The organism is Desulfosporomusa polytropa, assembly GCF_055380075.1.
The window spans coordinates 4,472,043-4,485,607 of record NZ_AP042400.1 but is presented as its reverse complement, the minus strand read 5'-3'; the positions used below and the strand labels follow the sequence as shown (position 1 = coordinate 4,485,607).

The 13,565-nt window shown below is 46.5% G+C and carries 10 protein-coding genes; all 10 read right to left on the bottom strand.

Going from position 1 to position 13,565, the window contains the following annotated elements:
- Window positions 1-62 precede the first annotated feature (62 nt).
- The 10 genes from ACZ449_RS22705 to ACZ449_RS22660 all read right to left on the bottom strand — a co-directional run bounded on the left by ACZ449_RS22705 (window position 63) and on the right by ACZ449_RS22660 (window position 13,325).
- Window positions 63-1,778, bottom strand: coding sequence for a methyl-accepting chemotaxis protein (locus tag ACZ449_RS22705; protein WP_464258316.1), 1,716 nt, complete (start codon window positions 1,776-1,778; stop codon window positions 63-65).
- Between the two features lie 448 nt (window positions 1,779-2,226).
- Window positions 2,227-3,459 (bottom strand): LL-diaminopimelate aminotransferase, encoded by a 1,233-nt coding sequence (locus tag ACZ449_RS22700; RefSeq protein ID WP_464258315.1) that lies wholly within the window; start codon window positions 3,457-3,459, stop codon window positions 2,227-2,229.
- 187 nt (window positions 3,460-3,646) lie between these two features.
- Window positions 3,647-4,315, bottom strand: coding sequence for an energy-coupling factor transporter transmembrane component T (locus ACZ449_RS22695; RefSeq protein ID WP_464258314.1), 669 nt, complete (start codon window positions 4,313-4,315; stop codon window positions 3,647-3,649).
- Window positions 4,308-5,141 (bottom strand): energy-coupling factor ABC transporter ATP-binding protein, encoded by an 834-nt coding sequence (locus ACZ449_RS22690; protein ID WP_464258313.1) that lies wholly within the window; start codon window positions 5,139-5,141, stop codon window positions 4,308-4,310. The genes ACZ449_RS22695 and ACZ449_RS22690 overlap by 8 nt, the downstream gene beginning before the upstream one ends.
- A complete protein-coding gene (locus tag ACZ449_RS22685) occupies window positions 5,134-6,003 on the bottom strand; it encodes an energy-coupling factor ABC transporter ATP-binding protein (RefSeq protein WP_464258312.1) in 870 nt (289 codons plus the stop codon). The genes ACZ449_RS22690 and ACZ449_RS22685 overlap by 8 nt, the downstream gene beginning before the upstream one ends.
- A gap of 548 nt (window positions 6,004-6,551) precedes the next feature.
- Window positions 6,552-7,025 carry an 8-oxo-dGTP diphosphatase gene (locus tag ACZ449_RS22680; RefSeq protein ID WP_464258311.1) on the bottom strand — a complete coding sequence of 158 codons (474 nt, stop codon included), beginning with the start codon at window positions 7,023-7,025 and terminating at the stop codon, window positions 6,552-6,554.
- Window positions 7,026-7,061: 36 nt separating this feature from the next.
- Complete coding sequence (locus tag ACZ449_RS22675) at window positions 7,062-7,889, bottom strand: polysaccharide deacetylase family protein (protein ID WP_464258310.1); 828 nt, start codon at window positions 7,887-7,889, stop codon at window positions 7,062-7,064.
- Between the two features lie 61 nt (window positions 7,890-7,950).
- Window positions 7,951-8,835 (bottom strand): diacylglycerol/lipid kinase family protein, encoded by an 885-nt coding sequence (locus tag ACZ449_RS22670; RefSeq protein WP_464258309.1) that lies wholly within the window; start codon window positions 8,833-8,835, stop codon window positions 7,951-7,953.
- Window positions 8,836-8,847: 12 nt separating this feature from the next.
- Window positions 8,848-12,057, bottom strand: coding sequence for an AAA family ATPase (locus ACZ449_RS22665; RefSeq protein WP_464258308.1), 3,210 nt, complete (start codon window positions 12,055-12,057; stop codon window positions 8,848-8,850).
- The gene (locus tag ACZ449_RS22660; RefSeq protein ID WP_464258307.1) at window positions 12,054-13,325 is read right to left on the bottom strand and encodes an exonuclease SbcCD subunit D; all 1,272 of its coding nucleotides are present in this window, start codon (window positions 13,323-13,325) and stop codon (window positions 12,054-12,056) included. The genes ACZ449_RS22665 and ACZ449_RS22660 overlap by 4 nt, the downstream gene beginning before the upstream one ends.
- Window positions 13,326-13,565: the final 240 nt, after the last annotated feature.

Genomic DNA, 13,565 nt, shown 5'->3' with positions numbered 1-13,565 from the left:
GCTGAGTGATAGCATTTAAAGCTACTCTCTTGCCTGTTTACCTTATACCCCACTACTGACTACTACACCCTAAAATGGCTGACAGCTAGCTGAAGCTCCTGCGCAAGTTTGGCAAGACTCTGACTGGCAGAGGAAATTTCCTCCATAGCAGCTGCTTGTTCCTCAGTAGCTGCCGACACCGTCTGGGCTTGTCCCACCGCTATTTTACTGTGATCGTCAATATCTTTCACTGAGATCACAATTTGCTGGCTGCCGCCAGCCATCTGCTGCATGGCAGAAGAAATTTCTCTTACTTGCTCTGATACGTGGGTTACCAATCCCTTAATTTCTTTAAATGCTTGTCCTGCTGCAGTAACAACTTCAGTTCCGACCACAACCGCCTGTGTCCCCTCATTCATAGCCACAACAGCCTTATCTGTCTCTCCCTGAATTTCTCCAATCATGCCAGCAATTTGTTTAGCGGCATCTTGAGACTGTTCTGCCAATCTACGAACCTCTTCGGCAACAACCGCAAAGCCTCGTCCCTGTTCGCCCGCCCTGGCGGCCTCAATAGCGGCATTAAGCGCCAGCAGGTTTGTCTGGCTGGCAATCCCTGATATCGCATCAACAATCTGACCAATCTCTTTCGAACGTTCACCCAACTTGGCCACTACCTGCGCGGAATTATTGACAGTCTGTTCAATATGCGTCATTTGTCCAACTGCCTTCTCCACCGATTCATTACCAGCTATAGCTCGAGCGACAACCTGGTTAGAATTTCCGGCTACCTGATTGGCACTGGCGGCGGCCTGCTGAATACCTGCTGACATCTGTTCTATCACGGCAGAGGTTTCTGTTACAGCTTTTAATTGCCTTTCCGCGCCCTGCGCCACATCGGTAATCGATTCTGCAACCTGGTTGACAGCCTGCGCGGATTGTTCGGCACTAGCAGTCAATTCTTCCGACGAAGCAGCTACCTGCTCGGAAGACTCATTAACATGTTTAAAAACAATACAAAGTCTTGTGCGCATATTGACTAATGCATCGGCTAATTGACCAATTTCATCCTTTCGCAGCACTTTCCGCGGTTTATCTCGAAAATCACCGTCCGCAAATTCTTTACAACGATCTACCATAAGTTGTAGCGCTATTGTGATTGTCTTGGTAATATAAAGCCCAATCCCAATCAGCATTATGCCCATGATTAGTGTAAACCCTATCATAATTTGGATGGCCTTTGTCGTTGCTGCTTGGTTCTCCTTATTTATTTCTGCTGATAGTTTAGAATAATGTTCATCAAGATCGCGCAAATTGTCCGTATACTGCGTTGTTAGTGGATCTACATTACTATAATATAGAGCATAGGCTTCTGCATTTTTATTTTGCAGAGCTAGATTTATAACCTCATTTCTAGCTGTACGGTATTTTTCTTGCGATTGTTTTATTTTTACCAGGATATCAGCCGCCCGGGAATCTAAAGGTAACTTTTCAATTGCAGCTAGATTGTCACTCACTTTTTTCGTTCTATCATCAATAATTTTTTTCAATTCTTGGTTCCTTTTTTCATCAGTCGTAAGCATCAACTCCAATACTGCTCCGTTGGCCGTTCTTGCATATGTACGACTTTCAATTATAAGACTAATTGGAATTAAACGTTCTATATACATGGTATTCATGTCCCGGCTTGCGTTGTGGAGATAATAGTACCCAATCACTCCCACCACACTTAACGAGAGAAAAGCGATAAGAATCAAGACCGCTAATTTCATACCGACTCTTAAGTTATTAAAAAAGCCCATTTGCGTTCTCTCCTTCTAACCTATTTTTTTATTTATACTTTAAATTCCATAACTATTTTCTTTCTACTTCATGTTTCAATTACTTTCTCGTCACCGCCATTCATCACCTCACTTTTCAATCAGCTGTATCTAGCTTCTATGGTAAAATAATCGCAAGGAATATTGCGATTATTTCCAGCCTTATACATAACTACCCGCCTAATCCCAGAATACCACTGTACACAAATAACCCGCAAGATCTCCTACTCTTACGGGTTATTTTCCGGCACCTTCCTATTACGCTAAATATAGCATAGGTTGTATTAGTTTTCAATGTTTTTTCTAAAGATTCTGTTAATTGTTCTGTTTGGTTCGCGGCCTTTTATCGTCTTTTCATTAAAGAAAGGCAGGGGGATACTTCTTGCGCTTCACCAAGCAAAGCGCAAGAAGTATCCCCCTGCCTTAGTTCTTATAACCTTAACTTAGTTTTGATACGTTCAATGGCTTCTTTGGTGCTTTCCTGGCTACCGAAGGCAGTAAGTCGGAAGTAGCCTTCGCCAGCCGGACCAAAGCCAGCTCCCGGAGTTCCTACAATGTTAACTTCGTTCAGAAGTTTATCAAAGAATGACCAGGAATTGTAGCCTTGCGGCGTTTTGAGCCAGATATATGGCGCATTGACACCACCAAAAACATCTAACCCAATACTTTTTAACCCTTCCCGGATGGTTTTAGCATTAGCCATATAGTAGTTAATGAGCGTTTTAATCTGCTGCTGACCTTCTGGGGTATATACAGCCTCAGCCCCCCGTTGAATAATGTATGGTACGCCGTTAAACTTGGTGGTCTGACGACGATTCCACAGCTTATTCAAGGGATATTGACTGCCATCTTGGGTGGTAGCCAATACCGTCTTGGGTACTACCGTAAACGCACACCGCGTGCCGGTAAAGCCGGCGTTTTTGGAGAAGGTTCTAAACTCAATAGCTACCTCTTTCGCGCCTTCAATTTCATAAATACTATGGGGAATGCCGGGTTCCTGGATATAGGCTTCATAAGCGGCATCATAGAGAATGATAGCCCCGTTCGCTTTAGCATAATCCACCCATTTTTTTAATTCTTCCTTAGGCAGCGTCGTGCCTGTAGGATTATTAGGGAAGCACAGATAAATAATATCTACCTTTTCTTCCGGCAATGCGGGGGTAAAATTGTTTTCGGCATTACAAGTCAAGTAAGTCACACCGGTAAATTTACCATTGACCAAGTCGCCAGTGCGTCCGGCCATAACATTAGTATCCAGGTAAACTGGATATACCGGATCAGTAATAGCTACTCGGTTGTTCACACCGAAAATTTCCTGAATATTACCGACATCGCTCTTGGAACCATCGCTAACAAATAACTCATCCACATCTAAGCTGACGCCTAGCGATTGATAGTCAGTAGCTATGATTTTCTCAATAAGGAACTGATAGCCTTGTTCCGGGCCATAGCCGCGGAAGGTCTTAGCATCTGCCATTTCATCAACGGCCGTATGCAGCCCTTTAATTACGGCCTCAGGCAGTGGCCGGGTAACATCACCAATGCCCAGTCTAATAATATCTGAACTGGGGTTATCTTCCTTGAATTTGGTTACACGTCGTGCTATTTCAGCAAATAAATAACTTCCTGGTAATCTAAGATAATTTTCGTTAATCAGGGCCATTGTTGAAAACTCCTCTCTGGATTTGAATATTTTGGCATTTAAATTGTTCCCCAAAATAGCGGGGTCAATGCAACAGACACACTGCTTGATATTTGGTATTATATTCTGCTATATGTACATTTTTCCTTCAGGTCTTGGCAAAAAAATGGTTGCTGCCCCTAAATGACGGCAACAACCCTCGCCTTTATCATACAATCGCTAACCCAATTGTCAGTACCAGCATAAAAATCATGGCTACATAATCAGGGCTGCTCAGCGCTACATCGGCCGTAAACTGCCGCCGTCCCTTACGGCCAAACCCCCGCAGTTCCAAGCTCATTGCCATCGTTTCTGACCGAGAAACTGCCCGCAAAACCAGCGGTTCAACAATGGCTACATAATCCATAAGGCGCTTTAGTGGATTACCGCGAAAAACATAACCGCGACAAGCCTGCGCTTCGCGCACTGCCTGGCTCTCTTCGAGAAAATCAGGAACAAACCGCAATGCTGAAGTAAACATAAAAGCATATTCATAAGGTATCCGGCACTGACTAACCAGCGCAGCTGTCAAATCCTGCAATCGAGTGGTCGCCAACATAAATACAAAGACTAGCGACATAACAAACATCTTCAGACCGGACATCAATGAAAACTCCAGACCACTGCCAAACACATACTGAATAGCAGCCAACAGTGCGGCAAATAACGCCAAACCGCTAACCGCCTGCCAATGTTTACCTGTCGGGCGGTAAAACGCCAGCAGCAGCAATTGGCCAGCAGCCAACGCCATTTGTCCAGTTAGAGTAGGAATGAGTAGTGCCCATACCGACACGGCAGCTGTCAGAATGAGTTTGGTGAGCGGCGCAAGTTTAGGCATAGTCTCCTGTCCTCCCTTTAATTATTGACATGATCTGTTGGACTAACTCAGTCTCATTTTGTGCATTTACACCGGCCAGCTGCTTTCCCAGCGCAACAGCCGTTGGCGGCAGCAATCCCCAAGCAGCAATATCGTGACTACCGGCAAACAATTCGGACGGCGTACCATCAAATACCTTATGCCCCCGGTCAAGCACAGCCACTCTGGTCGCATAATTTGCGATAATTTCCATGTCATGGGTAACCAGAATAATGGTAATGCCTTGCTGATTTAGGTTTGTTAATAGTTCCATCAAGTTTTGTGCATCCCAAGGGTCCTGTCCACTGGTAGGCTCATCCAGAATGAGCATTTTAGGCTGCATGGCAATAGCAGATGCAATGGCTACTTTTTGCTTTTGCCCGCGGCTGAGCAAACGCGGAAAACTACCGGCCAGTTCAGTCAGACCAGTCATGCTGAGCGCCCAAGCTACCGTTTCATTCACCGCTTCAGGAGCAAAACCAAGCTGCTGCGGCCCGTAAGCTACTTCCTTGGCAACAGTATCACGGAAAATCTGTCTATCAGGATTTTGAAATACATAACCAATACCGCGAGCCATATCAGCCGGTGTCATGGTTGCCGTATTTTTTCCCTGGAAATAAATTGTACCACTGGCTGGCTTTATCAATGCCATGGCCAAACGGGTCAGTGTTGTCTTACCACTGCCATTACGTCCGACTAACGCTACAAACTCACCGGTATTGACGGCGAAGTCCACCTCAGCCAGCGTTTGCCCAGCGTTTTTATATGAAAAAACTAACTTCTGTATATTTAAAAGTGTTTCAGGCACTTTTGGCCACTCCTTCCGCACATGTTCGCGTAAGTTTGTTCAGTTCTGTTGCTGCTTGCTCTTCGGTTTTCCAATCACCCAAGCTTAGTCCAGTCTGTTCTTCCAGCGTCAGTTTAATAGCCCACATTGGCGGTACGCCCAGTCTAAGTTCAGGCTGCTGCCACATAAACGCCAGTGTCTGTCTCAGATCACCTGCAAATTGCAGGCTGCCTGCCTGCAAAACAACAACCTGACTGGCGTAAGGTAACACGCGCGCCAGTTGATGTTCCACAACAACCACTGTTTTTCCCTGGCAATTAAGAGTATGCAATAACTCATAAATCCCGGCTGCTCCCTCCGGGTCTAGCGCCGAAGCGGGTTCGTCCAGAACCAGAATATCGGGAGCAGTAACAAGCACGGCGGCAATCGCCAGTCGCTGCTTCTGACCGCCTGACAAACCGGCTACCTCGCGTTCTTCTAAACCGGCCAGCCCAACTAGCATTAGCGCCTGACTAACCCGCTCGGCAATTTGACTGCGATTAAAGCCGGAAGTCTCCAACCCAAAGGCTACTTCCTCCGCTACCGTTAACGCCACCAGCTGACTTTCATAATCTGCCAATACAGTGCCTACTTGTTCTGCCAGCTCGCCCATACTGCTTTGTGCAGAGGTTATGCCACCAATCTGTACGGCGCCGCCCTGCCGTCCCCCAAAATAATGGGGCACCACACCGGCAATCGCCAGTGCCAAACTGGTTTTACCAGCCCCGCTAGGCCCAGTAATAACAGTAAAGGAACCCCTGGGAATATCCAGAGTAATATCATCAAGAACCACATCACTGTTCGGATAAGCGTAAGAAAAATGTTCAAAGTTCACAGCCATCATAACGTACTCCTCCTTCTAAATAACAATGAATCGCCGGAATTGCAGAGAAGGCGTCAGCTGCTAGGCGCCCCGAGGACTGGAACGCAAGCGTACTGGTCGTACGCTGGAGTGAAGCCCGCAGGAGCAACAACGCAGATGGCGGCTTATCTGCATTTCCAAAGTATATGCCACAAAACAACAAAAACCCCGTCTCTCAAACCATGTAACACATACATGACTTAAGGGACGGAGTATTATAAACCCGCGGTGCCACCCTAATTGGCCTGATAAATCGGCCCGGCTTACTGGGTACAGGACCTAAAGTCCGATACCTGCTTCCTGGTAACGGCGGAAGAACCCCGACAGCGCCTACCCCGGCTAGGCCGGCTCAGACTGTATCTCCCAGGCCCATTCGACATGCTGAGCAGCGCCAAACTCCCACTACCGTTGGCTCTCTGTGGCTCTCTGACATATGTACTCTTCCTGGTCATCGACACTATCAATATATATTTAATGCAAAGTATAGCAAACCCTTGGGCTGTCTGTCAATTGGTTTTTTTATAGTAGAGCTATTCGGTACGAATGGTAATACCATCCACATCTTCATTATTCTCAGAGAAAACAACCTGACCATTGACTTTTTTACCTTTGAGCACAGCCGGCAGCCAATACCAGTCATCAGCCCACATTTCATTATAAGGTATATCATCCACTTCAAACCACATCGGCTTCATCTCCGGTGTTTCCTGCGGCTCGCCCTGCCAATCATAAATTGTATACAAATGTACATCATGGTCAAGCTCCGGATTGGCGGGAAAAACAAATAGCAACTCACCCGCGGCCCTGAGATCAGCCGCCTTAGCAACAATACCACACTCTTCTGTCAACTCACGCACAGCGGCAGCTACCGGCGTTTCGCCGACTTCAATCTTTCCGCCAAAACCATTGTATTTACCACGACCAAACCCCGTCTTTTTCATTCCCAGCAAGACTTTCTGCACTGGATACCCTTGAACAGGCAGGCACAATGTTGTCGAATGCATCCTTTATCGCTCTCCCTCTTTACTTTTAAGAAATTTTTAATACAAGGGACCAAACCTTTCGGCAAAAGCTTCTTTAGGGATGTTTTTATAGTTAAGTACCGATCTTTTAAATAATTTCATATTATTTTTCCCCATAATACTCCCCATATAGATCCGGGGTATGGAAAACTTCGCCTCATGGTCATATAGACCTAGGTCGCTAACAGCAAAAGACGCTTTATAATCAGCTTTTTCGACTGCATTTAAGACACTCTTATTATAAAAACCATAGGGAAACGCAATCGTCTCACATTGTGTTCCTGTCAGTTCTGTAAAATACTTCTTTGATCCGGCTACTTCATCTTGCAATTGTTCGGCGGAAATTTTAGTAAGATCGGCATGCGTCAATGTATGTGCTTGAATAGAGAACAATGGATCTTTGCTTAATTCTTTGATTTGTTGCTCGGTCAAGTAAGAATACTCTGTCAGCTTGGTACCAATGCGATCCTTGATAATAAAGAAAGTAGCATTCATACCACGCTTGCGAAGTTCCGGCACAGCATATGTATTTATTCCATCGTAACCGTCATCAAAGGTAATTAGAACGCTTTTTTTCGGAAAAGGGGTATTTTGTGTAAGGCATTCAACAAATTCATGCATAGACAATGTTTTATAGTTATTGGCTACCAACCAATCCATTTGTTGGCTAAAATCCTTCACTGAAACATCGAATCCATTTATTTCTGCTTCTTTGATATCATGGTACATCAACAGCACTGGGAAATCTCTTCGTTTTAATTGATCTGTTCCACTACAAAATCCGTAACTAGATAAACAAACCAGCATTACTGTAATCACTAATGTTATCCATACTCTTATTTTCATGTTTATAACAACTCCCAACCTTTTTTTCAATCCATGGATATATTTCGTAAATACCTCTACGTCAAGGCATTTGAAATATCTTCAGCTTTTTCGTAACTGTAGAAATAGTCAGCGGTAACGGTGGCCCTAGTTCACCATCCATGTCGCTCTCGACCGGTTCAGTACATTCAATATACATCTCTTTTGCCTGTAAATGCCGAATATGTTTGCTTGCTATATGTCGTCCGGAAAATATGCTGATAAACAACCCCATTAGCTCTGGTATATTACATTTATTAATAATCAATAAATCCAGTTTGCCATCATCAATTCTGGCCGTCGGTGCCAAAGCAGGGAAGCTGCCCACGATACCACTATTCATCACCAAAAACAGCAGAATATCGCCATTGATTACCTGGCCATCTGCCGTTATTTTCACAGGCATTGACCGAAAGTTAGGCAATTGTCCTAAACCCTTAAAATAATACGCCAGCCGGCCTACGGTATTCTTAAGCGAAACATCCACACTATGGGCTACCGAAGTGAGCAGCCCGGCGCTAGCAACATTAAGAAAATACTCTGCATTTACTTTGCCCACATCAACCATTCGCCATTTCCCACTGGTGACAGCACTAAGACACCGAGATAGGCTTTTATCAAAACTTATATGGCTGGAAAAATCATTACATGTCCCGCTGGGAATAATGCCAACAGGGACATCAACCTCTTCTTTCAGCATAGCGTTAATTACCTGATGCACTGTGCCATCGCCACCAGACACAATCAAGCCATCAGCAGCAAACTCTTTAATCTGTCTGACAAATGGCCGGATATCCTCCTTGTATCTAGTGCGAAAAGGCAACACTATCCCGTCAGTCAATTGTAAGTACTCTACAACTTCATCCAGTCGAGACTTAAATTTAGCATCGCCTGCTACCGGATTATATATTAACACATACTTTTTCATATCCTACCTCTGTTATGCCTCCTCTAGGTATACCCGGCTGCCGCGACCAGCCGCTTCTGCCGACTCAACTATCAGACGACGAGGCATACGCTGCTTTAATTCAGCCACATGGCTGATAATACCAATTGTTAAGCTCTCAATATGTAGCTTTTCCAGGGTTGCCATCGCGACATCCAGCGCCTGCTGATCAAGCGAACCAAACCCTTCATCCAAAAAGAAAAATTCCAATGGATACTTACCTTTGAGCTGAATCTGGGCCGATAGGGCCAATGCCAGTGCCAGGGAAGCCTGGAATGTTTCCCCTCCTGACAGCGTGCTAACCGGACGCCTTACCCCGCCATTGGCGTCGTCACGAATAAGAAAACCGCCATCAGAACTCATCTCTAGCGCATAGCGCTGCTGTGTAATTTCTTTTAAGCGTTCAGATGCCTGCCAAGCTACCAGCGCCATCTGTTCCTGGGCCAAAAATTCAACAAATACATTACCTCTTAACAGGGTTTTTAGTGCCTGTAGGCAATCTTTCCGCTCCTTAAGCGCCAGTCGCCTAGTCTCAAGCTGGGACCACCGTTGGTATTTCTCTGTCAGATCACGATACTCCTTATCAGCCTCCACCCGGCGCTCAATAGCCATGCTTTTAGCCATCCCAGCCTGAGTTAGCTCTTGTTTGTTCTGCTCCCACTGAGCCGTAGTTATCCTCCGCCCCTTGAGAGTATCAGTCAGTTGTTCACATTGGGCTGTCAGCCGTTGCTCATTTTCAGCGTAGACTGTCAGCAAACGGCGATATTCCTCCTGACGTGCTACCGGCAAAAGAGCAGCCTTAACACCTTCGCTATCAGCAAACCCTTCTTCGCTAAGCTTGGATGTAAGACGCACTTGCAGCCTATCTCGCTGCCGAACAGCTTCCTGCCAACTAGTTTCTGTACTAACACGCGTCTGTTCAGCCTCAGCCAGTGCTTCAGCCGCTTGCTCATAGGCAGCTTGCGCCTCCTGCGCCTCGCGGCGGATAGTTTCGAGCGCTTGAGCTGCCCGGACTACCAGCTGGCTTGCTGGTAGTCCCTCGGTAACCGTAAAAAGCTCCTGTCGCTTGACTACTGCCAGATCATTAAGACTTTGTAGCCGAGCAGTCAGTGCCGCTAACTCAGCTTCGCCTGTTTGAACAGTCCGCTGCAGAGAGGTAATTTTCTCCTGACAAGCTACCTGCTCCTGACGAAAATTGGTCAGTTGCTTGGCCAAATTTTCAGCCAGCCGATCTTGCTTATTAATATATTCCTGCAGCTCCGCTACCTGCGTAAGCGCAGCCTCGTCAGATAAAACAGCAGTACTACTTTGAACCTGAAGTGCAGCCATAAGCTGGTCACAAGCGGCAGCCACAGCCACCTGTGTCTCACCATATTCCTCTCTGGCCTTATTCAATTCAGCCTGAGCGCTAACCGCCTGCTGGGTAAGTGTAGCTGCTGCCATGCGGGATTCATTAATATTTTGCCGCTCAACAGCAGTTTTTTTACCTGCCTCCGCCAAATTCAAGGTTAGTCTGGCAATATGCTCTTTAGCAGCTGTAATCTCCTGCTCGAAGCTAACTTGTCCATGCATTCCCCCGCTATGTTTATCATCTGCCGGTTGAGGGTGACTTACTGAACCACATACCGGGCAGGGGCTGCCTGCGATTAGTTCGCCTGCCAGCCGGACAGCAGCCGCCTGCTTTTCGCTAGCCATTAATTGATCTAGCTGTGCCACAGCCACGGTTAACTGTTCTTCTGCCGCTTTAGCTTCAACCGCTTCCCGCTCACTCAAAATTCGCTCAGCTAGACGCAGTTGCTCTTCTGCCTGGCAGGCAGCAATTTGGGCAGCTTCATATTGCCGTTTGCGCGTAACCCCAGCCCTTTTTATTTTATCAGCTGTTAACCTGGTTTGCTTTACTGTCTGTGCCAACGCCAGACAGACTTGCGCCTGGCTCCGCTGCTTGGCACTAATCGTAGCTGACAGTAGCTTTTGCTCTAAATTTTCGATATTTTTTGTCAGGTTGTGACTGTGCAATGCCTTTTCAGCAGCAGCTTTGTTGGCCTCATGACAGGCTTGCTGGCTTGTCTGCTGCCCTCGGGCTAATCCAGCTATCTCTTTATCTAATTCATTTACCTCGGCTTCAAGCTTAACCGCTGCCGCTAATTTTGTCCGCCGTTCAATCAGTTCCGGTTCTTTTTTTAGCCTAGCTTGCTGCGCCTCTGTATAGGCGGCACTTAGCCGCTTACTATCTTCAGCCAGTTGAGCAACCCGTCTCAGAATTTGCTTTTTAGCATTGTCAGCTATCTGCTCAGCCAGTTGACTTGCCAAAAACTCCTCCAGTACTATGGCAGCCCGCCCTGCCCTTTCGGCAGCTCCCAGCGCTGTTGCCTTCTCTTTTATCGAGTTCTCCTGCTGGCGGTGCGCGGCCTGCTCGGTCTCTTTTTTCGCCAGTTCACATTGCAGCTTATAGACTTCATTGGCTTCTTTATGGCGTTGCTCCGCCTCTTGGTACTGTTTTAAGGCAACTGTTTCCTCTTGTTTGGCAGCTATCAACGCCGCAGAGGCATTAGCAACAGCTGGCTTTGAGGCATCTCCCAATCCTCTTTGTTCACTTTCTATTTCAATATGGCTTATTTCCACAATTCTATACTGCTCATTAATTTTATTTAGTAACACATTGCCATACTGTTCCAGCGAAAATAACCGTTGCAGCATCTCCCGCCGTTCTTTGCCGCCTAAATTAAGAAATTCGGCGAACTTGCCTTGAGGCAGCACTACCGCCTTAGTAAAATCTTCCTCGCGTAATCCCAATAGTCCGGTAACCTGGTCTGTAACATCACGATCCTTATCAGCAAGAACCTCTTCCTGCTCATTTGTTATTACCACCAGACGACTGTAGGTATTGGCTACCGCTACCTGATCTTTTCGGACATACCGGCGTTCCACCCGATAAAATTGCCGCTCCTCGCCCTGCCCCAAGGCAAAGGTAAAGGTAACCTTTACCTGTTTTTCCGCATGATTTAATATACCCTGTGTCCGCCGTCCGGCTCTGACCACTGTACCATATAATGCCAGAGTCATAGCATCAAGTATTGACGATTTACCACTGCCTGTCGGACCAAAAATCCCAAATATGCCCAGCTCACTCAGCTGCGCAAAAGGAATCTCCTGCTCCTCACGGAAGCTGTGGAGGCCAGCGATTTTAAGATTTATCGGTTTCATGTCTGCTCCTCCCCAGCCAACTCCGGCTCAGCCGCGGTTTCCTCACTCATCAGACTCTGGCTTATGTCCAAAAACATCGCTACAAGCTTATCATCAGGTGGAAGACCACCATTTTGCTGCTTATAAAACCGGATAAACAATTCATTAAGCGGTAAGCTGTTAAGGCGGACCGGCGACTTGTCCACTTCGCCGTCTGGAGAATTAAACACTGGCCTGATGATAACAAAACCAGAATGCAAGGCCCTGAGCTCATGAATTTCATCCAATGTCAAAGCCTTGTTGATCTCCAGTTCAACTTCAATCCAGGCCTCCTTATCCCGCCCGTTTGCAACCCATTCCCGCACCTGAGCCAACCCGCCGGTTGCCCGCCATCTAGCTAGTGGCTTACCTGAAGTCACATGCACCTCGCGAATATCTGCCGGTTTACCAGGCTTGATATCAATAAGGGTTACCGACTTAGCATACCCACTCTCGGAAAAGCTGTAAGCCAGCGGCGAACCGGCATAGCGGCAAGGAGCCGGCGCAGCTCCTATATATTGCGGTCGATGGAGATGACCAAGCGCAATATACTGGGCATTAGCTGGAAAGGCCATTGGATCGACCGCATAGGCCCCGCCGATCTGAATCTGCTGTTCCGAATCAGACTCAAGCCCGCCGCGTACATATAAATGGCTCACAGCTAAATTAACAGTATCTGAGCGGTACTTGGTATTGAGCTGATCAAACAAGCCAGCCAACCGCTCATTATATCCCTGACGTAACTCTTTGTCCTCGATTGACTGCGATAAAACTTCTTTGAGCCGCCCCTCAGACGGATACGGCAAGGCTGCAATCATCGCTGTATGCTCAACTCCTGGCACAGCCAATTCTAACCAGGACTGACCACCATTCACCCGGTACACCCTTCCAGCTACAGGACTAGTAGGTCCAAGCTCTTCTTTAGGAAGACCAGCTAACGTAATGCCTAATCGTCCAGCCAGCGACGATGCGGCACACAATCTATCAGGATTATCATGGTTACCGGCCACAACGACTACACCACGTCTACCATGATTAGCCAATTCATCCATTGCGTAGTAAAAAAGCTCCTCCGCAGCGGCGCTGGGGTTAGGACTTTGAAATACGTCTCCAGCCACCAGCACCAAATCAACTTGTTCCTCTGTACAAATTGTGCACAGTTCTTCTACAAAAGCCACCTGCTCAGGAAGCCTGTCCCGCCCCTCAATGGTCTTGCCAAAATGCCAGTCGGCTGTATGTAAAATTCGCATGGTTTCTCCTTTAACAAGCGCAAAAATATCCTAAACAGACAATCCTATTGAGAAGATTTTCGCTTCCTGCAAGGCAAACTCCTGCTCACTTCAACATGTTTCATCAAAGCGGAAATACAATAGTAATTTTTGCCTCAAACAGGTCAAAATCCTGCACCTTAAACAGAGAAACTGATTTAATGGACAATTTACAAAATAATTAAAAAATTGCAGGATTTCCACAGTATTTGTTGAATTATT